Here is a 21,978-nt window from a genome sequence, read left to right on the forward strand (position 1 = left end):
AAGGATGAGTCTGGACAAGGCGGCACTGGCCCAGCGCTTTATGGCGTTGGAAGAAAGCAAGCAGGCACTGTTTCTGCAAAAACTCGGCGACAAAGGGATTCCTTTCGAGCGTTTACCTATCGTTGCCGGTCATCGGCCAAGTGTTATTCCTCTGGCGCCGGCCCAGCAGCGGTTGTGGACGATTCATCAACTGGAACCGGATAACACGGCCTACCATCTGACGGCCGCTTTTGCATTGAGCGGGCCGCTGGATGTGTCGCGTTTGTTGCGTGCCATGGAGGCGGTAGTGCATCGGCACGAAAGCCTGCGCACCCGTTTCGTGGAGGTAGACGGTGAGGGGCAGCAGCGCATTGATGATGATCCGCTGACGATGACCGGCACCATTGAGCAGCGCGATGTCCGTGCGTTAGATGACAATGCCCGACAAACCTTGGCGGATGAGCATGCCCGTCGGTTTTTTGCACTGGACAGTGATTCGCCCTTGCGCGTGCAGCTGCTGCAATTGTCTGAACAGCGCTGGCGGTTGCAGCTGGTCATGCACCATCTGGTGTCCGATGGTTGGTCCATGGACGTGTTCTTTGCGGATCTGGCTCGAGCCTATCATAGCGATATGCCGCTGCCTGAGTTGGCGATTCAGTATGCCGATTACGCACTGTGGCAGAAGGCCTGGCTGGATGCAGGAGAGCGTGATCGCCAGTTGGCTTATTGGCGCGAACAGCTGGGTCATGATCAACAGGAGAAGGTGCAGCCACCGTTGCTGATTGCCCACGATCGGGTCCCGGCGCAGGCTGCCTTGCGTTCTGCTGCCAGCGTGCAGTGGACTGTGCCTGTTCATTTGCAAGTGCCGTTGCAAGCACTGGCGCGGGATAACGACACCACCCTGTTCACTGTGGTGCTGGCGGCATGGCAGTGGGCGCTGGCTGCTGTTGGCGGTCGCCGTGATATCGCGGTGGGGGTCCCGGTCGCCAATCGTGAGCGTAGCGAAGTGGAAGCGCTGGTGGGCTTTTTCGTGAACACTCTGGTGGTGCGCGGTCAGCCGCAGGCGGCGCTGACGGTAAACCAGTGGGTGGCTCAATTGCACCAGACCATGCTGGATGCCCAAGCGCATCAGGCGCTGCCGTTTGATCAGCTGGTGGCGGCGTTGTCGCCACGGCGTGAGCCGGGTGAAACCCCGTTATTCCAGGTGCTGTTTAACTATCAACGACGCGATAGCGCGGCAAGAAATCTTGACGATAGCGTCACCATTACACCGTTGGCCCAGGGCGTGCCCCATGCCCTGTTTGACCTGGCTCTGGATGCCCATGAAGGGGACAGCGGGTCGTTATTGTTGACGCTGACCTATGCGGCAGACCGCTTTCATTCGGACACGGCCGTGCGATTAAAGCAGGCCATGGGCCAGGTGTTGGCCGCATTTAGCCAGGGGGCTCGTGCGCTTGGCACCATCGATGTCACGGAATCTGACCTGCCCCGGCTGGAACGCTGGGGGCAGGGTGATGGCCAGTGGCGCGCGGACAGTTTCGTGTCCTTGTTTTCCCAACAGGCCGCTGAGCGGGGCGATGCGATTGCGCTGGTGCACGGAGATACCCGCGTGTCTTTTGCCGAGCTGGAGGCGCGTTCCAATCAATTGGCCCGTTACCTGATCGAGCAGGGTGTGCAGGCGGACGAGGTGGTCGGTGTTTCTTTTGAGCGCGGCGTTACCATGGTGGAAGCGTTCCTTGCGGTGATGAAAGCCGGCGGTGCGTTTTTGCCTCTGGACCCAGGTTATCCTTCTGATCGTTTGCACTACATGTTGCAAGACAGCGGTGCAAAAGTTCTGCTCACGTCTTCTGATCTGGTTGAAACCTTACCGAGCATTGATGCGGTTACACCGATTGCTGTTGATGCGTTGTCCTTGGATATCTTTTCTGCGGGTTCTTTGGGCAACGAACCGCACCCGGATCAGCTTGCCTATGTGATCTACACCTCCGGTTCCACCGGCAAACCCAAAGGCGTCTCACTGACCCATGCCGGCCTCACCATGCATGTACAAACTATCGGCGAGCGCTACGGCATGACCCCGGATGATGTGGAGCTGCAGTTCGCCTCCATCAGTTTCGATGGTGCGGTGGAGCGCTGGACGGTGCCACTGGCCTTTGGTTCGCGTGTGGTGATCCGTGACCAGCAACTGTGGAGCGCAGAGCAATGCTGTGAGGTGCTGAAAAACGAAGGCGTCACCGTGGCCTGTTTTCCCCCCAGCTATATGGGGCCGCTGCTGGACTGGATCGAACAGGACAAACCGGAACTGAAAGTACGTTCCTGGACCCTGGGTGGCGAAGCCTTTACCCGGGAAACGTTCGAGCGCATGCAGTCTGTGCTCAAGCCCAAACGTATTCTTAACGGTTACGGCCCCACCGAAACAGTCGTCACGCCGATGCTGTGGGCGGCCTATGAAGGCGACACCCTCACCAGTGCGTACGCGCCAATCGGTACCGCCGTGGGGCCACGAAAGCTGTATGTGCTGGATCAGGATCTTAACCGTGTTCCGGTTGGCGTTGCGGGTGAGCTTTATATCGGTAACGAAGTGGGGTTGGCCCGTGGCTACCATCAGCGTCCGGGTTTGACTGCTGAGCGTTTTCTCCCCGACCCGTTTGGCGCACCCGGTGAGCGCATGTACCGCACTGGGGATCTGGTGAAGTACCGCGATGACGGCGTGATGGAATACCTGGGCCGGGTGGATCAGCAGGTGAAGATCCGCGGCTTCCGTATAGAGCTGGGGGAAATTGAGAGTCGGCTGCTGGCGAATCCGCAGATTCGCGAGGCAGCGGTTGTGGCGCAGCCATCCCCGAGGGGTGATCGATTGGTCGGCTACATTGTCGCGCGCAGCGCTGTAGGAGCGACGGTTCCGTCGCGAACCGTGCGAAGCGAGGCGCCATTGCTGGACGTTACCGCTGTCCTCGATGACCTTTCCAAATCCCTGCCCGACTACATGGTGCCCAGCCAGCTAATCACGCTGGAAGCCATGCCGTTGACGCCGGCAGGCAAAGTGGATCGCAAGGCGCTGCCAACGCCGCAATGGCAAACCGCCAGTGCAGGCGATGCGCCGCAAACCGACAACGAGCACACGCTGGCGTCCATCTGGCAGCAACTGCTGGGCCGGGAATCGGTGAGCCGCGATGATAATTTCTTTGCCCTGGGCGGCGATTCGATTCTGGCCTTGCAGGTGGTTAGCCGAGCGCGCCAGCAAGGCTTGGCGTTAACGCCCAAGGATCTGTTTGAGCAACCGCTGTTGAGGGGGCTGGCGGAGCAGGCAGTGAGTGCCCAGGCGTCGGTGATTTCACAGCAGCCTTTGCAGGGAGCGGTGCCGTTGTTGCCGATTCAGCAGCATTTTTTTTCCCTGAATCCACCCAGCCCCAGCCACTGGAATCAGCATCTGTGGTTGGCGCTGGATGCGCCAATGGATCGAGAGGCGTTGAATGCCACTTTGCAGGCCTTGTATCAACAGCATGATGCTCTGCGGTTGCAATTCGTGCGCGAGAAAAATGGCTGGTCGCAAACCTGTTTGCCGGCTGATGCGCCGAGCGGTGAACTGTTGTGGTGGCGACAGGCGGACAGTGAATCGGCGGTAGCCGAACTGTGTGAACAAGCCCAGCGAAGCCTGAATATCGAAAATGGCGAGTTGCTGCGTGCGTTGTATGTGCAAAGCCCGGGAGAGCCGGACCGGTTGCTGCTGGTGATCCATCACCTGGCGGTGGATGGGGTGTCCTGGCGTATTTTGCTGGACGATTTGCTTGGTGCGTATGGGCAAGCTTTGGCGGGGCAGGCGATTACCCTGCCCGAGCGCACTCATACGCTGAGTGATTGGCACCACGCGCTGGAGCAATGGGTGGATGCTAACAGCGAAGAGCGTTTGCCATTTTGGCAGGCGCAACAACCCGGAAAGACACAAAATATTCGGCCTGCTTATGCCGAAAAGCAAAGCATTTCCCTGGCGCTTAACAAGGAAGACACCCGCCGGCTGTTACAGGATACGCCCACCAAACTGGGGGTCAGTGTGCCGGTTTTGCTGCTCACTGCGCTGACACGCACCTTGCAGAACTCTTCCGTAGGAGCGGCGCTTGAGCCGCGAACCGGCTTGCGAGAAACCGACCCAAATGCCATTCGCGGCTCAAGCGCCGCTCCTGCAGAAGATAAAAATCTGGTTATCAATTTGGAGGGCCACGGCCGTGAAACCCGTCTGGCGCCGGGCATGGACTTGAGCCGAACGCTGGGTTGGTTCACCAGTCTGTATCCGGTATCGCTCCCTTTCTCTGACGACCCTCGCGAAAATTTGTTTGCGGTGTCGCAGCAGTTACAACACACCGAACCGGATGGTGGTGTGGGTTACGGTGCCCTGCGTTTTCTTCGCGACGCGCCATTATACGGCTGCCCAGACGCCCCCGTTACGTTTAACTATCTGGGGCAGTATCACGACGAGGCATTGATTCAGGGCTTTACGCCACTGCAAGGCGGCGGCACGGCACAAGCGGGCGATAACCCCATGGCCGCGCCATTGGCGATCAACGGGCAAGTCGTTGCTGGGCAGCTGGAGTTAGTCTGGGATTTTGCACGCAGTGTTTATAACGAGCAGCAAATCGCGCATTTGTGCGGTCGTTACCGGCAGGCATTGCTGGCGTTGTTGGCCCTGGCGGATGCCCCCCGTGAAGCGTGCGCGGACCTGGCACTGGTAACGCCTTTGAACCGGGGGGCGGATCTGCCCGTGTTGTGGTGTCCGCATCCCGTCACCGGGCGCACCACTGGTTACCAGGCCATGGCGGCACGCCTTGAAGGGCAGTGGCAGGTGCGCGGTCTGCAATCACGCAGTTTTCTGGAGCCGGGTTGGTTTGATCCGTCGCTGGAAGAAATGGCGGAGCGTTATTACCGCACCGTGCGCCAGGCGCAACCTGAAGGTCCGTATTTTTTGTTGGGCTGGTCGTTGGGTGGAGCCTTGTCCATGGCGCTGGCCCATCGACTGGAAGAGGCCGGTGAAAGGGTGGCCTTTGTGGGGCTGCTGGATACCTATGTACCGGGCAACGAAGTGGCAGAAGATCAATGGTCGTCGCCACAGGCGCAGCAGACGTTGCGGGAACATCTGGGCATGTTGCTGGTATCCGCGTCCCCCACGGCGCTGGACAACTGTATTGCCCGCTTGCGTGACAGCAAACCCGCGCAGTGGCCGCAACAGTTTTCGCAATGGCTGGCAACACAGTCTGTCGAAGGGGCAGTGGCAGACAGCGCTGCGCAGTTGTTGCACGCCTGGGCCGTTGAGCAGCATCTGCGCGAGCTGTGCTGGGGTTACCAGCTGCCGGCGCTGCATGTGCCGGTGCATAGTTGGTGGGCCAGCGAGCCGGCAGGGCGCGCTCAGGCCCTTGAGAGCGGGTTGGCCGCGTGCGTTGAATTCGCCCACAGCGAGACCCTGGCGGCGGACCATTTGACGATTGTGCGAGAGCCCTCCTTTTTGCAGAGACTGCCTGCCTTACTCGGGCGGAGAAAGGCTCGCGACTGATTGACTGAAATGCCCGGCTGAGCATTTTTTTTGTGCACTAGTCGTAAGGTTCGTAATCTGTATAATGCAGTTGCGAATCATTCCTATTACTATAGTTTTTACGATTGCTAGGAGAACGACCATGGGGAATCGGACCGAGAGCGGGCTGATCCGGGGGCTGAAGTGGGGCCGTAATCCGCTGGCGCTGGCAATAGCCGCGACATTGGCGGCGTCACCTGTTTGGGCAAAAGAGCAGCAAGACGAAAGCGAACTGCAGACTATTGAAGTAAATGCCAAGCAGTCAGAAGACGTGTATGGCGGGGACGACTTCGGTTATGTGGGACAGAGAAGCTTGACAGCTACCAAGACCGATACGCCAGTGAGCGAAACCCCTCGTTCTGTGTCGATCGTAACCCGTGAGCAGATGGATGACCGGGCTGCCGTCAGTATTAGTGATGCTTTGCGTTATACCCCCGGTATGCAGGCTGGCTTTTACGGGGAAGATAACAAGCAAGACTGGTTTATTGTTCGTGGTTTTAAGCAAGCGAACAATGGCTTGTACCGGGACGGAACCCGCACTTATTCCGATGGTTTCTACAGCTGGCAGCTTGATCCTGCTAATCTTGAGAGAGTTGAAATTCTCCGTGGCCCTGCTTCTGTGCTGTATGGACAGACTCCCCCTGGTGGCGTGATTAATGTAATCAGCAAGCGCCCTAAAGATTATTCTTTCGGCTCTGTTACTGCTGAGTACGGCACTTGGGATAGAAAGCAGCTGACGGTAGATGTTGGTGCTCCCATCGGTGATGGTCATGCTTTTCGCGTTGTGGCCCTTGGTCGTGAAAATGGCACTCAGGTCGATGACCTTGAAGCTAAAAGAACGCTCTTTGCTCCCTCTCTGAAACTGAATCTTGGCGAAGCGACAGACCTCACATTGTTGGCCACCTATCAAAAAGATGATTCCGACCCTTACCTTCAGTTCTTGCCATCCGAAGGGACGCTGACTGCCAACAAGAATGGCTACATTCAGGATGATGTGGCCGTGGGTAATCCTGATTATGAATATTTCAAGCGTACCCAATATATCTTTGGGTACCAGCTTGAGCATGAAATCAATGATAGCACCCGTTTTGATCAGAGCGTCCGGTATGGGCATATCGATATTGATCTGAAGCAGATGTACTCACTTGGGTATGTGCGGGATCTTTCGCCAGCGGCTCTCCCTGCCGCAGGACAAATTCTTGATCCGACCAATGCGCGTCGAGATATTTATCGTGGTATTTCCACCGAAGATGGTTCAGCAAGCACCTGGACGGCGGATAACCGGTTGACACATAAATGGACGTTTAACAACATTGAGCACACCTTGTTGGCTGGGGTGGATTACCAAAATCTGTCGATTGAGAGCAAGGACTTTGCTAATGATCCTCTGGTGGCGGATGGGAATACTCTCAATGGTTTGGGAACGCCGGACATCAATTTTGATATTTATAGTCCTTCGTACACAAATAACGTCGTGCTTTTTGATATTAATACCTTTTCTGTAGTTGATGACTCAGATCGTCAAAAGGAAACCACGGATAGCTACCAAGTTGGCGGTTACCTTCAGGATCAAATGAAAATTGGTGAAAACCTTGTTGTCATGCTCGGTGGTCGTTTTGATAAAACCCGGACCGAGTTTGATAACAAGGCGACCAATGTTGAGCGGAAAATAGACAATGAAGAATGGACAGCCAATACCGGTGCTGCCTGGTTGTTTGGTAATGGTGTAACGGCTTACGCAAGCTATGCCCAGTTCTTCCAGCCGATCCTTCAGCTTGACGACGACAATAATCCGGCTAAACCTGAGCAAGGTGACCAGTTTGAAGTGGGTATGAAGTATCAGCCGGAAGGGTTTGATGGTTACTTCAATGTCGCTGTTTTTGACATTACTCAAGAAAATTTGAGTCGCAGGGATCCGGCTACGCAGGATTTCAAACAGATTGGCGAGGTTGAAAATCAGGGTGTTGAACTTGAATTTGTTTCCAATATCACTACGTCGTTCAGCCTGATCGCAAATGCCAGCTTCATGGACCCTGAAATCAAGAATGACGTTCGAGGAAGTGCCGTTGAAGGGAATCGCCCGAACCAGGTTGCTGACACAACCGCTTCCGTATGGGGTAAGTACGCCTTTCTTCAGGGGCCGTTGGGCGGATTCTCTGTGGGAACAGGTCTGAGTTATACAGGCGAAACATTCGGTGATGATACCGAAACCCTGGAAGTGCCCTCGTACACTCTCTGGGATGCGACGGTGAGTTATCGCTGGCAAGACTTTAAGTTCCAAGTTGCTGCCAAGAATCTAGCAGACAAGGAGTATGTCGCTACTTGCAACTACTACTGCTGGTACGGCAATGGCCGCAACGTTATCGGCAGCGTGACCTATGCTTGGTAGGAGTCATCATCAATCCATTCCGCTGCCTTCCGGGCAGCGGCTGGATGTCTTCGAGCAGGCACTGGCAACGCAGTGGCGGTGCCAGTGGGATGATCAGGACTTGCTCACGGTAGAGCTGATCGGCGGCACCGCCCGCGCGGTGCAGTTTTGTCAGGAGCCGGCACAGCTGCTTCGTGCTGCCTGGGCGTTCTTTGTGTCGAAGCCTGATGAGAAAACCCTGCATTTTGAGGGCGGATTTAATGCCGACTTCATGATTCAGGGAGAGAATCAGATGGCACGACTGGAACGCGACATGTTCTGGCAGTTGCCGTGGGGCTGGATAAGGCAGGGCGATCCCTTGCCGTACCCGGTCACCATGGTCATGGATGAATCCGGCCGGCGTCACCCTCGACGCCGCGCCAAGCCGGTGGGGGAAGTGTACCGCCGTTTTGACACAGGTATTCAGGCGTGGGTGTCCCTGCGCACGCTGAATATCGAGGAAGATCTGCACCGTTTCATGCGCTGGCAGAACAGCGAGCGTGTGGCCGCCTTCTGGGAACAGAGCGGCACACTGGAAGAGCACCGCACCTACCTGGAAAGCCAGGCGAAGGATCCACGGGTACTCAATCTGATCGGTTGTATTGATGATGAGCCATTCGCGTATTTTGAAGCGTACTGGGCAAAGGAAGACCGCATCGCTCCCTATTACGATGCACAGAATTTTGATCGCGGGATTCATATGTTGGTGGGCGAAGCCCATCACCGTGGCCCGCACAAGGTAAAGGCATGGCTGAACGCGCTTTGCCACTACCTGTTTCTCGATGATTGCCGCACTACGCGGATCGTATCCGAGCCCCGTTCGGATAACGACAGGATGATTCAACACCTTCAAGCCAGGCGATTTGCCAAGCCAAAGGAGTTTGATTTTCCGCACAAGCGCGCAGCACTGATGATGCTGCATCGCGATGCTTTTTTTGAGCGTTGCGAGCTGAGCTGAAAATCACGGTTCGGGTTTTTTCACTCTGAACCGCCATGGCGCGCTGCCCACCACTATCCGGCAGCAAGGGAGACTCAGGACAACTCCTTGCATGCTCAGGCTTTCAGGCTGGTTCACAATCTAGGCGCAATTTTTAAGGTGTGTGTCCACCCATCAAAAAATTGCAACGACGAGTGTGGGCCAGCATGGCAGCCCCGTAGGGCGTGTCCTGAAGGGCACACCTGCTGCGTTTGATCGCTAGGAAAGGGAACCACCCTGCCCGTCGCGATAAAACACAACAGCTGCACCCTTCAGGACACGCTGAGTATGCAAGGAGTTGTCCGGAGGCTCCCTGGTGGCTGACCTTCCGATTCCTTCGGCGGTCGGTGTATGGATAACCCGGAAGCCAGGACCGGCTTCCGCCACATTGAGGACACATCCCCATGAGCGTTCATTCCCAGGAATACGATGTTGTTGGTATCGGCTTTGGGCCGGCTAACCTGGCTATTGCTATCGCACTGGAAGAGCAGAGTGACCTGCAAGGGCTGCGTTACTGCTTTCTCGAAAAGCAGTCCCGCTTTGAATGGCACGGTGGCATGTTGCTGGAAGGTACCCGCATGCAGGTGTCGTTTCTGAAAGACCTGGCGACGCTGCGTAATCCGGCCAGCCGTTTCACTTTTGTTAACTACCTGCATGACAATCATCGGCTGGATTCCTTTATTAACATGGGCACTTTTTTTCCCACCCGTGTGGAGTACAACGACTACATGCGCTGGTCTGCCGATCAGTTTCAGGAGCGGGTTCACTACGGTCAGGAAGTGATTGCCATCGAGCCGGTGGAGCAGGGTGGCGAAGTGGAATGGGTACGTATCCGATCGCGTGATGCCGATGGCAGCGAAAAGGAAATTTTCACCCGTAACCTGGTCATCGGCATTGGGGGTTACCCGAAAATCCCTGCTGTTTTCGCCGGTAAGATGGGCGATAACATGGTTCACTCCTCCCGTTACAAGCACGAGTATGAGCGGTTTGGTCGCCATGAAACGCCACGTATTGCAGTGATTGGCGCGGGTCAGAGTGCTGCAGAAATTTATCTGGATCTTATGGATCAGTATCCGGATGGCAAGATGGATCTGGTCAGCCGAAGCCGTGCTCTGCATCCGGCTGATGACAGTGCCTTTGTAAACGAAATTTTTGATCCTGCGTTTACCGATACGATTTACTCGCGCCCCGAATCTGAGCGACAGGATTTCCTTCAGCGTTTCAGCCAGACCAATTATGCAGTGGTCGACCTGGCGGAAATCGAACAGATCTACGAACGGCTTTATTTGCAGAAAGTCACCGGCAAGGTACAGCACCGGTTCCTGTCCAATCGCGATATCGTGGGTGTGCAGAACGATGGCACCCGTGTGCTGCTGACATTGCGCAACAAGGATACGGGTGTGGAGCAGACCGAAGTCTACGACGGCGTGGTGTTGGCCACCGGTTACAACCGTAACGGGCATGAAGAATTGTTGTCGCCGATGGCAGACTGGATGTCCGAGCAAGGTGTGGAGCGCTGTTACCGTTTGCCCATGGCGCCAGGCTGCCACGCCAATGTCTTCCTGCAGGGCTGCTGCGAAGAAACCCACGGCCTCAGTGATACCTTATTGTCTATCCTGGCAGTGCGTTCACAGGAAGTGGTCGATGCCCTGATAGAACGGCAACGCCGCCCCGCTGCCACGGCCTGCGCGAGCTGATGATTCCGGCTCTGGCCCCCTTGTTTCAAGGGGGATTTGCTTCCTATGGGCACTTGCTGCGTCTGGCAGAACCTGACGATACAGCAATCCCGTTGAGCGACCTGTTTGATGCACAGCGGTTGCGGCAGTGCCTGTGGCAGTTTCGTCCCGATCTGGTGGGCGAGGATGAACGGGCGCTGCTGTCGATCTGGAGCAAATACTATTTTTTACGCCTGATCCCTCCGGTGCTGGCCGCCAACCTGATTCTCCAGCGTGAGTTGCCGGTATCGGTGGATACATTGGCAGTGGAACTGGATGCGGACGGTCTGCCTTGCGTCTTTGTGTTGCCGGATGATGGGCTGCCGCTGGCGACACCCTCAGAGTCCTCGCCATCTTCAAATGTGTCGTTGCATCCGCTGACGCGTTTTGAACGGTTAATGCTGGAAAACCTGCAACCGGTCATTGGCGCCTGGCAGCAGGCACTGGGGTTGTCACCTCGGGTGCTGTGGAGTAATGCCAGTCGTTATATTTACTGGTTTATGGGGGAGCTGAAAAATACGGGGTTGCCCGAGATGTTCTGGGCACCGGGCCAGGCATTGCTTGAGCAGCCCACCTTCGCAAGCGGAGATAAAAATCCGTTATTTGGGGCCTATCAGGAACGTTTGAATGCCAATACGGGAAAAAGGCTGACCGTGCGTCGCACTTGCTGTATCCGTTTTCGGTTGCCTGATACGGCGCTTTGCGAAGACTGCCCCAGGTTGTGCCGCAAGGGCATGGCCGCGTAACGGTTTAACGGGGCAGGGCAATCCAGCTGAGCACGCCTTGTTGCCGTTCGCGCCAGCGAAAGGGGATTGTGGCGCCTTGCTTCCAGTCTGCTGACAAGGTTTTTAGCAGGGTCAGCGAACGCGTGTCCCGTCGTTCTGCATCGTGGAAATAAAAGCGCTTGCCGGTTAGTGGGTAGAGTGCCTTGAACAGACTCTCCTTGGCGGAAAAAATCAGCGTGATGCGGTTGGCGCGTTGAATGTCTGACAGCCCTTCCAGTTGTTGTCTTTCTTCAGGGGTCAGTAATTCCCGGCACAGGCGCGCCGCTCGCTCTGCGCTGAGCCAGCGTTCAGTGTCCAGCCCCACGGCCAACCAATGGCGTGCGTCGGCCACCATCACCTCGGCGATGCCCTGGCTATGGGTGATGCTGCCCAGGGTGCCACCAGGCCATTGCGGTGCTCGGTCCCGGCCCAGGGTAGGCAGGCCGGGGATGCCCAGCATGGCGAGGGCTTCACGGGCACACCAGCGGCCTGCCAGATATTCGCTCCGGCGTTTGGCCACGGCGGTGGTCAGTGAGGGCGGCAGGGGGATCGCTGCTTGGTCAAAGCTGTCGTCGCAAAGGCGCTCGGGGGCATAGTGACAGCCCACGCGGATCAGTCCGGTGGCGAGCTCTTCGCGGTGCAGGTGAGACAGGCATGCAGGGCGGTGGAATAATGACATGATCAGCAGATTTCCCGGTTGCCGGTACTATAGCAGAGGAGCTAACCCCGGAGGAGCTAACCGCCGCGTAATTTGATCCTCATGGGAATGTGACAACTGCTACACTGGGCGCATGCATTTCCTTGCCACCTTTGCCACAGGCTGCCCCCGTGACTGACTCTTCCTTTGCTTCCTTGCCGCTGACTGCGGAACTGCTCGCCAACCTGGAGACGCTGGGCTACACGAACATGACCCCGGTGCAGGCGCAAAGCCTGCCGCTATTGCTCAAAGGGCATGACGTGATTGCCCAGGCCAGCACGGGCAGTGGCAAGACCGCGGCGTTTGGCCTTGGCCTGCTGCACCCCCTCAACCCGCGTTATTACGGTTGCCAGGCGCTGGTGCTGTGTCCGACCCGGGAGCTGGCCGATCAGGTGGCCGGGGAGATACGCCGGCTGGCCCGTGGCCCCGGCAATATCAAGGTGCTGACGTTGTGCGGCGGGCAGCCCATTGGTCCACAGATCGGCTCCTTGGAGCACGGTGCCCAGATCGTCGTGGGCACGCCGGGCCGGGTACTCAAACATTTGAGCAAGGGCACGCTGAGCCTGGAGGGCTTGAACACGCTGGTGCTGGATGAGGCGGACCGCATGCTCGACATGGGGTTCTATGACAGCATTGCCGAGGTGATCCGGCAGACGCCAGCACGTCGCCAGACCCTGCTGTTTTCGGCTACCTATCCGGCAGGCATCAAACAGCTGGCGGAAACCTTCATGAATAATCCGCAGCATGTGGAAGTGGAAACGCTCCACGATAACAGCCAGATCGAACAGCGCTACTACGAAGTGGCGCCCGCTGAGCGAGAAGAGGCGGTGGCCCGTGCTATTGCCTGTTTCCGGCCGGTGTCCTGTGTGGTGTTCTGTGTCACCAAGCAACAGTGCCAAGGGGTAGTGAATCAGCTTTACCGTCAGGGACTGTCAGCAATGGTGCTCAACAGTGATCTGGAACAGCGTGAGCGCGATGAGGTGCTGACGTTGTTCGCCAACCGCAGCCTGTCGGTGCTGGTTGCCACGGATGTGGCAGCGCGCGGGTTGGATATTGATAGCCTGGATATGGTTATCAACGCGGAACTGTCCCATGAAGCGCAAACCCATATCCACCGGGTAGGCCGCACCGGCCGTGCCGGCGAAAAAGGCTTGGCCATCAACTTTGTCGCCCCCCGCGAATCCCGCCGGGCCATGGCCATCGAGGAACTGCAGGGCGAACCGTTGAACTGGCACCCGCTCAATAGTTTGAAGCCCCGTGAGGGCGAGCCGCTGCAACCGCCCACCGTCACCTTGTGCATTGGTGCGGGCCGAAAAGATAAACTGCGCCCCGGTGATATCCTGGGTGCACTCACTGGTGATGCGGGGATTGCCGGTAACAAGGTGGGGAAAATTTCTGTCACGGATTATCAGGCCTATGTGGCGATTGAGCGTGACAGTGCCGATCTGGCGCTAGAGCGGTTGTTGAAAGGAAAGATTAAAGGCAAAAACCGGCGGGTGAAAAAGCTTTAAGCCTCTTCCAGGGCTTGTGGTCGGAGCGTCACTTCGGCCTATTCCTTCACGCCTGTCATTTTCTCCCTTTATTCACGTTGATTACGCCTAACGCGTCTGCGTGAACTACGGCATGCTGGCCTAGAAGGACATCATGGCCCCGGAATGGATGCTCCGCCGCGGTATATTGATGTTAAGCGTGGCCTCTGGGTGCCTGCGGGTCATGTTCCACTCGAGAGCATGTATTACCCGCCGGCACGGTCCGCCTGTGGGCTTTGCCGGACACGAGGAGCTGGCCCGTCGCAGGTGGTCGATTCGCACCTGTTTGAGTCTGGTAATCGTATTCTGGATGCCTGCGCTATTTATCTGTTGGTTGAACAGAGACGGTCTGGTCTGCTGCTCACTACATGGGGCCACCCATGCCGAGCTACACATCCAAAATAAAAGCTTCGGTCAGTCAGGGGGTTATGAGCGAGACCGTGGCTACTGCCAATCAAATAAATATAGTTGCATATAGATGGCGGCAAGCCAAGGCCTAAACTTGGAATAAATCGATTGGGGTTTTGCTCCTAATGAAATGCTTAATCTGTTGATCTGACGGGATTTTTCATCTTTGGTGTATTTAACAAATCTTGCCTTGTAGAAAGGCCTTTCATTGATATTATTGACTTGAGGCCTTGTTTTTGAAAAGGGCGAATTTACCTGACGAAACCAGCGTCACTCCTTATCGGAAGTCTGGTTTTGATGGCTCTTTTCGAAAGCGCTATCGACTCACTGATTAAGCTCGGTTTGTTAAGGGTGCGATATGGTCTCTTGTCCTGAAAACAGTTTTGGCACGGAAGTCATAATTAATTGTTTTCTAAGGTCTATCATACGAGGTAATCATGTTTCCCTGTCTTATAGGGGTATATACAATGGCTTTACTGCGTTTTAGACATCAAAACGTTGTCGGCACATCTACCGTATGCGCTAGATGTGTAAGACGTGCACGGATTCCTATGAGGGTATTATGGGCAGAACCATTAGCGTCGCCAAACTCGCCTTGGCTTTTTCCTTAACCGTTGGTGCGGATTTCGTCATCGCTGCGCCGCAAGATGATTTGCTAAGCGTGGTTCAGGAATCGCTTGAAAAAAATCCGGAAATTCAAGTTCGTTTACATGCTTTTCAGGCGGCGACTTATGACCAGCGTGAGGCTTTCGGTGGCTATTTGCCGTCTCTTGATCTGAGCGCATCGCTTGGCACGGGCGATCGAGATTACGATGCTCGCGGTAGTTATAGCCGAAATTACGGAGAGGTTTCTCTCACGCAGATGCTGTTCGATGGTTTCCGTGTGCGTAATGCTGTCGCAAGAACGGAACATAGTAGCCGTGCTCGTTATTATGAGCTTCTGGATGAGGCAGAGCGTAAAGCTCTGGAGGTTTCTGAGGCTTACCTGAGCGTAATGAAACTGCGAGAACAGGTTACCCTTGCCCAGGAAAACGTTGCTAACCACCAGCGTGTTCAGCGCCACGTCAGTGAGCGTGCTGGTCGAGGGGTTAGTAATCGCGCTGACCTTAAACAGATTGATGGTCGCCTTTCGTTGGCTCGGTCCAATCTGCTGACAGAGGTCGCTAACCTGCAAACGGTTACCGCCAGGTTTCAACGCTTAGTAGGGCGTTTTCCCGCTGAAGATCTATCTCCCTATGAGGTGCAAGCTGATGTTGTACCTGATGATTTGTGGAAGGTGCTAAACAGTGCATATAAAAATAATCCTGCATTGTTTGCTGCTTTTGAAGAAATTCAAGCTGCTGAGGCTTCCTACGGTGAAGCCAAAGCTGGCCGCTATCCCACTTTTGAGTTTGGGGCCAGTCATGGTGCCTATAGGAACAATAACAGTTTTGACAATCGCACAGATCCGCACTCGTATGGCGATGAAACAGTGGTTGAGCTGCGCATGCGATACAACCTGTACCGTGGTGGCAGTGATCTTGCAGCAGAGCGAGCGGCAGATCGTCGGATCAGTCAGGCTGAAAGTCTGCGTGATAAAGCCTGTGTTGACCTTCGACAGACGGCCACCGTTGCTCATGGCGATGCTTTAAATTTGCAGGAGAAACTTGAGCCTCTTGCAGCTCATCGTGATCGTGCCGAGGGTGTATTGATCGCTTACCGGGAGCAATTTGATATTGGTCGCCGCTCTTTGTTGGATGTTCTCGACTCTGAGAATGAATTCTTTCAAGCGCGGCGCGCCTATGTTAGCGGCTTCTATGATCTGCACATTAATCGTTTACAGACGCTGCAAAGCATGGGGAGGCTACTAGAAACCCTGTCGGTTACTAATGAAGCATTCCCGGATTTGGGTGACATTAATGATGACGTGGACCCGGGCAACAGTCGTTATTGCACACTGCCGGATGAAGGGGACGGGAGCTTTGACCGTTACCTCCAAAGCGCTGAACCTGAACAGGTCATGAGTTTGGGTAGTGATACCTTGTTTGACATTGGTAGTGCTGAATTCAAACCCGAAGCGGAGGCGCGCCTTCAGCAGCTCGCTTTACGCTTGGCGGAACAAGGGACGCCGAAATCCATTGTTATCGTGGGGCATACAGACAGTACTGGATCCGATGCGCTTAATCGTGAATTGTCACTTTCACGAGCCATTGCGATACGAGATGCTCTAATTAGCTATGGCGTTGATGATACGGTCATGAGGGTGTTTGGCGCCGGGTCGTATCAGCCAAATGCAACTAATGACACCTCAGAGGGGCGTGCACTAAATCGCCGCGTTGAGGTTCGCGTGATCCATTCCGGAAAATAATGGTGAAAGGGTCTTATGGATTTGACCAATGACCCCTTAAGCGCCTGCCTGCTTTGGTTGGCTGCTGAAAATGGGGCGGCAACCAGTCGTGATGCACTAGTCTCGGGCTTGCCGTTGGTCGATGGCTGTCTAACGCCATCGGTCTTCTCGCGAGCGGCTGAGCGGGTTGATCTGAAAGTGAAGCTGGTGCGTCAGCCTCTGGCGCGCCTTAATGGATTGCTATTTCCTTGTGTTGTATTGCTGGAAGGAAATCGCGCTTGTTTGTTGCAGGGCATCGATTTTTATAGGCAGAAGGTCCAAGTTCAGTTGCCTGAGTTGGACATGCAGGCTGAAGAACTGGATTTGGCCAGTTTTCAGGAAAGTTATAGCGGTATTGCATTGTATTGCCGCCCTGATTTTCGCCTGAATCGACGCAAAACCGGTACTCACTCCACCGCAGATCAAGGCCATTGGTTCTGGAGTGTGATTAAAGCTAACCGGCCGGTATATCGAGATATTCTGGTTGCCGCTTTCTTTATTAACCTGTTCGCGTTGGCCATGCCGCTGTTCGTCATGAATGTATACGATCGCGTGGTCCCTAATCATGCCACCGAGACGTTGTGGGTATTGGCCATAGGTGCCGTGGCAATTATCTGTGCTGATTTGGCGCTACGCTTATTGCGTAGTTGGTTTGTGGAGTTGGCGGCAAACCGGGCCAACATCACTATATCTGCTCGCATCATGGAGCGCATCTTGGGCGCCCGTCTGGAGCATGCTCCTCAGTCTGTGGGTTCATTCTCAGCCAATGTTCAATCTTTTGAATCAGTGCGCTCTTTTATCGGCTCCATGACGGTCACCGCGTTAATAGACTTGCCGTTTTTCTTGTTGTTTGTCGTGATCATTACACTGATCTCGCCGCTGATGGTTATTCCTGTTTTGCTGGGGGCTGCGCTGATTATTCTGTACGCAGTGTCGGTTCAGGCCACTATGCGTCAACTTTCAGACACTGTGAGCCAGGCTAGTGCACAGAGAAACTCAGGCTTAGTGGAAAGTTTGGTGGCGGCTCCGACGTTAAAGAGTTTTAACGGCGCCAGCCGCATGCAAACCGCTTGGGAGCAATCTACTCGCTTTATATCGGGCTGTTCGGGAAAGCAGAGAATGTTGGGCATGTCGGTCGGCGCAGGGGCTTCTTGGGTCCAGCAAGTCGTGGCCGTGGCAATGATTATTATTGGTGTGTATTTGGTTATTAATGGTGACATGAGTCAAGGCGGATTAATCGCTGCTTACATGTTGTCATCTAGAGCTATGGCTCCTGTTTCACAAACAGCCTCCTTGCTTAGCCAATACTACCAAGCGGCTACCGCTCTTGAATCAGTGGAACAAATGATGGGCGCGGAGCAGGATCGAGCTCCGGGAAAACAGTTTATAAGCAGGGGGAAGTTACGAGGTGAAATTGAGCTTCGAGATGTCTCTTTTAAATACCCGGATGAAGATAGGAATGCTCTAGCCGGAGTGTCTTTACATATTCGAGCTGGAGAAAGGGTGGGGATTCTTGGTCCTGTAGGCTCGGGAAAAAGCACCTTGGAAAAGCTGGTTCTTGGTTTGTATCGGCCTACTTCCGGCAATCTTCTGGTGGATGGGGTGAATATTAACCAAATAGATCCCGCCGAATTACGCCGCAATATTGGCTATATCCCACAAGATGTTCAGCTGCTCAGCGGTACGGTCTATGACAATATCACTCTTGGTATAGACCACCCAAGCAACGAGCGGTTGATGCAGGCGATTAATGTTTCCGGTCTGAAAACGATGGTGGGCGAGCATGCGGATGGTTTGTCCATGCAGGTTGGCGAAGGTGGAAATCGTTTGTCTGGCGGCCAGCGTCAAACTATCGCTGTCGCCCGCGCAGTAATGTCTGATAGCAGTATTCTTCTTCTTGATGAGCCCACCAGTGCTATGGATAGCATGCTGGAGCAGCATGTTAGCAAAGGGCTGGCTCAGCTTGCTCAAGGTAAAAGCATGGTGCTAGTCACGCACCGAACGAGTTTACTGGATCTTGTCGATCGTTTGATTGTAATGGATGGAGGGCAGGTCGTAGCTGATGGTCCGAAACAGCAAGTGCTACAGGCGTTACAGCAAGGGCGCATCCAGCGGGGGGCAAAATGAGTAGTGACTCAAAGCTCGCTGATAAAGCCGCCAGGAAGCAGCTTGAGCAGCAAGCTTTTGAGCGTTTGAGTATGGCTGATTCCGTGGGAGCTAGAGGAAAGAGGCTGGTTGATCGCCTTTTTAGACCTTTTTTCTCTGCGTTTAGTAGCTTATCCCGGCAATGGTCTGTGGATGCCGATCAATCGATAGAAGAGCAAAAGACTCTTCGCGCCCGCAGCCTAATCTATGGCATCGCGTTAACCTTTATTGTTTTGATTATCTGGGCTGGGCTTTCTCCGATTGATGAAGTGACTCGCGGTGAAGGAAAAGTGATTCCTTCTCGACACCTTCAGGTCATACAGTCGGCAGACGGCGGCGTTATTGAGGCCGTCTTTGTAAAAGAGGGGGAAGAGGTCAACAAGGGCGATTTGTTGGTCCGAATAGATCCAACGCGTTTTGAGGCGAATTTTCAGGAAGGAAACGTTCGCGCGTTGTCGCTTTCTGCAAAAGTAAAGCGACTACGTGCGCAGATCAATAATGAGCCTCTGTATTTGAATATTGGTGCTGCTGAGACGCCGGATCAAGCCGAAATATTATTACAAGAGAAAGCCTATTATCAGGCAAGCCTGAAAGAGTTGGGTGAGCGTGTCTCTGTTGCCCGGGAGCAGCTGGAGCAAAGAGAGCAGGAGCTTGGGGAGGTTCAGGCCAGGCTTTCTGCGGCTGTAAAAGCCTATCGCATGTCAAGTCAAGAGTTGCAGGCGACTGAGCCATTGTTGTCGTCAGGGGCTGTTTCGGAAATAGAAATTCTTCGGTTGAGACGCGATCAGGCTGCGGCTGACGGTGAGCGCTTGCAGGCCGCTGCTCGTGTCCGTCAAGTCAAATCGAGTATTCAGGAGGCTGAATCCAGGCAGTCAGAGGTTGCCTCTTCTATGCGCAACCAGTGGCGAGCTGAACTCAGCGAAGCCAGTTCTCAGCTGAATAGCTTGGAAAAAAGTGTTGCCGGTTTGGCCGACAAGGTCAGGCTTTCAGAAATTCGTTCCCCGGTAAACGGAACGGTGCAGCGTGTGTTGTTGAATACTATCGGTGGGGTTGTGCAGCCAGGTAATGCCATTGTTGAAATTGTCCCTAGTGACGATCGTCTCTTGGTTGAAGCCAAGATAGCGCCCAAAGATATAGCGTTTTTGCGCCCTGGATTGCCTGCTACGATCAAGCTTCACGCCTATGATTTCTCTATTTATGGTGGCCTTTCCGCAACCATTCAGCATATTAGCGCCGATACAATTACCGACGATAGAGATAACACATTTTATTTAGTGCGAGCCGTAACAACTGAAAATGACTCAACACACAATCTATCCGTTATACCTGGCATGACGGCTCAGCTCGATATCATGACGGGAAAGAAAAGTATTTTGTCGTACTTGCTCAAACCACTACTGCGTGCAAAAGCAAATGCTTTGAGTGAGCGGTAATGATTGATTAATCAAATGTGTGTATCACGCATTGATAACCATTTTGTGAGGCTTTTATGAACGCCCTGGCAATCGTTGTATATCTAGTCGGTCAAGCTTGGGCCGTTAATGCCAACGGTGAGCGTCGCGCACTTAAAGTTGGAGATCAGCTCGGCTCTGACGAAACCTTAGTTGTGGCTGATGGTGCTCGTATTGATCTCGATTTTGGTGACAATCAGCGGTTGACGTTCCTTGGGGATCAACAGGTTTCTGCGCAACAGCTTGAAGATCTTGCTGTCGATGAAAATGCGCCTACTCCTATTGAGAGAGAAGAGAAACCAGAGGCGGATAATTCTTTCTCTGATCCAAGCTCTGCTGGCTCTTCGGGAGGTCATGGTTTTGTTCAGCTGGTGCGTATCGGCGAAATCATTGAGGCGAATGGTTATACGCCGGTTACCGTTGCTCGTATTAAAGAAGTACTTAGTCCTTTCGGATTGAGCCTGCCGCAAATCGACTTTTTTAATGATGATCCGCGTTATAGCGACCCTTATCTTGATCGTGATGAAGGCAATAACGGTCAGCCTGATTCCGGTTCTAAGCTTGTTGATGTCAGCATTTCAATTGATGTCATTGCTGGCAACGATATTGTGGATGCGACAGAAGCAGCGCAGGACATCACAGTCTCGGGTACCGTCGGTGACGGGGTGAGCTCCGGGGATTTGGTCACCGTTATGGTGAACGGAAGCGCTTATGAAACAGTAGTAAATGCTGACGGCAAGACCTGGCAAGTGGATGTGCCGGGAAGTGAATTGGCACAAGACAATAGCGTCTCTGCAACCGTTGACAGTGTGCAGCCGAACGGTACGCCTGTTTCAGGTAACACAGAGCGGTCTTACACAGCTGATGCTATTGCCCCTACGGTAGAAGTCGAATTAGAGACCGGTTCCGGTCCTAACGGTGATTATAATGATGCCGACACAAACGATGGCAATGTCACTGGTATCGTAACTTTTGACCCCGCGACCACCGAACCTGGCGACCTCGTTAAGATTACTGACAAAGATGGCAGTGTACTCATCGAGCGACCCATTACCGATGATGATATTGCTAACGGTATTACACTCAATGTACCTGTCAGTACGGGGCAAACAAACGTTGAGTTGAATGCAGAAGTTACTGATCCTGTGGGCAACACAGGGTCAGGGTCGGATGCAAAACCAGTAGATAATTTGACTCCGGACGTTGATGTTGAGCTTGAGCCTGGCTCCGGTAGTAATGGCAAATACAATGCGGCAGACACCAGTGATGGTGAGGTTGAAGGCACCATTACCTTTGACCCTGGCACCACTTTTCCCGGGGATAAGCTCACCGTCACTGATAAAGACGGGAATCCCATCAATGACGGTAATGGTGTCCCTATTACCGATTATGAACTAACCCAAGATGATATCGACAATGGCTTGGTTGTGGGCGTGCCGGTGGCAGACGGCCAAACCGAAGTGGAGATTAACGTTGATGTTACGGATTCGGCAGGAAATGCCAGCAGCGATTCGGCATCGAATCCTGTAGATAACGTTGTTGTTGTCGCTGAGCTTTCTGTTGACGAAACGAATGTTTTCGAGGGCGCTCCTGATCTTGAGTACACGGTTACTCTTAAAGACAGTGATGGAAACATTGTTACCTCTAATAACGATATTACCGTTACCACTACTTTGGGTAGCGTGACGATCACTGCGGGCAATTCCAGCGGAAGTTTTAGTCTCCCCGTTCAGGGTGATGATGCTTACGTTGATGGTGAGACCATCACTAATCAAATTCTCAATGCTGTTGAAGATAGTTTGGGTGGATCAGGCGTATTTGAGAATCTGACGATTGATGGTGCGCCTATAGCCACGGTGGTGAGCGACACGGACGACACCAGCACGGTGAGCCTGGACAACCCGACGGTGGCGGAAGGGTCTGACATTACGCTGACGGCGACGGTGGACAACGCGCCGCGCAACAGCGATCTGGTGCTGACG

11 protein-coding genes are annotated in these 21,978 nt (G+C 54.2%); 10 read left to right on the forward strand and 1 reads right to left on the reverse strand.

Features of this window, described 5'->3' with window-relative positions; genetic code table 11:
* Positions 1-4: 4 nt before the first annotated feature.
* The 5 genes from ABNH18_RS13120 to fhuF all read left to right on the forward strand — a co-directional run bounded on the left by ABNH18_RS13120 (position 5) and on the right by fhuF (position 11,383).
* Positions 5-5,521 carry a non-ribosomal peptide synthetase gene (locus tag ABNH18_RS13120; protein ID WP_349383242.1) on the forward strand — a complete coding sequence of 1,839 codons (5,517 nt, stop codon included), beginning with the start codon at positions 5-7 and terminating at the stop codon, positions 5,519-5,521.
* A gap of 121 nt (positions 5,522-5,642) precedes the next feature.
* A complete protein-coding gene (locus ABNH18_RS13125; RefSeq protein ID WP_349383243.1) occupies positions 5,643-7,928 on the forward strand; it encodes a TonB-dependent siderophore receptor in 2,286 nt (761 codons plus the stop codon).
* Entirely contained in the window at positions 7,918-8,904 is a 987-nt protein-coding gene (locus tag ABNH18_RS13130) for a GNAT family N-acetyltransferase (protein WP_349383244.1), read from the forward strand. The genes ABNH18_RS13125 and ABNH18_RS13130 overlap by 11 nt, the downstream gene beginning before the upstream one ends.
* Before the next feature lie 422 nt (positions 8,905-9,326).
* The gene (locus ABNH18_RS13135; protein WP_349383245.1) at positions 9,327-10,619 is read left to right on the forward strand and encodes a lysine N(6)-hydroxylase/L-ornithine N(5)-oxygenase family protein; all 1,293 of its coding nucleotides are present in this window, start codon (positions 9,327-9,329) and stop codon (positions 10,617-10,619) included.
* Positions 10,619-11,383 (forward strand): siderophore-iron reductase FhuF, encoded by a 765-nt coding sequence (gene fhuF / locus ABNH18_RS13140; protein WP_349383246.1) that lies wholly within the window; start codon positions 10,619-10,621, stop codon positions 11,381-11,383. The genes ABNH18_RS13135 and fhuF overlap by 1 nt, the downstream gene beginning before the upstream one ends.
* Positions 11,384-11,387: 4 nt before the next feature.
* Here fhuF and ABNH18_RS13145 read toward each other — a convergent pair whose 3' ends face one another.
* Positions 11,388-12,080, reverse strand: coding sequence for a 4'-phosphopantetheinyl transferase family protein (locus ABNH18_RS13145; RefSeq protein ID WP_349383247.1), 693 nt, complete (start codon positions 12,078-12,080; stop codon positions 11,388-11,390).
* A 149-nt stretch (positions 12,081-12,229) separates the two neighbouring features.
* Between ABNH18_RS13145 and dbpA the strand changes: the two genes are divergently transcribed.
* The 5 genes from dbpA to ABNH18_RS13170 form a co-directional block, all read left to right on the forward strand.
* Positions 12,230-13,609, forward strand: a complete 1,380-nt coding sequence (gene dbpA / locus ABNH18_RS13150) for an ATP-dependent RNA helicase DbpA (protein ID WP_349383248.1) — start codon at positions 12,230-12,232, stop codon at positions 13,607-13,609.
* 988 nt (positions 13,610-14,597) lie between these two features.
* On the forward strand, positions 14,598-16,382 hold the full coding sequence (locus tag ABNH18_RS13155; RefSeq protein ID WP_349383249.1) for a TolC family outer membrane protein: 1,785 nt from the start codon (positions 14,598-14,600) through the stop codon (positions 16,380-16,382).
* A gap of 15 nt (positions 16,383-16,397) precedes the next feature.
* Positions 16,398-18,527, forward strand: a complete 2,130-nt coding sequence (locus tag ABNH18_RS13160; protein WP_349383250.1) for a type I secretion system permease/ATPase — start codon at positions 16,398-16,400, stop codon at positions 18,525-18,527.
* Positions 18,524-19,978 carry an HlyD family type I secretion periplasmic adaptor subunit gene (locus ABNH18_RS13165; RefSeq protein WP_349383251.1) on the forward strand — a complete coding sequence of 485 codons (1,455 nt, stop codon included), beginning with the start codon at positions 18,524-18,526 and terminating at the stop codon, positions 19,976-19,978. The genes ABNH18_RS13160 and ABNH18_RS13165 overlap by 4 nt, the downstream gene beginning before the upstream one ends.
* A gap of 56 nt (positions 19,979-20,034) precedes the next feature.
* Positions 20,035-21,978: Ig-like domain-containing protein (locus ABNH18_RS13170; protein WP_349383252.1), on the forward strand; the 1,944-nt coding region annotated here is incomplete at its 3' end.

This window comes from Alcanivorax sp., assembly GCF_040118815.1.
Taxonomy (GTDB): domain Bacteria; phylum Pseudomonadota; class Gammaproteobacteria; order Pseudomonadales; family Alcanivoracaceae; genus Alcanivorax.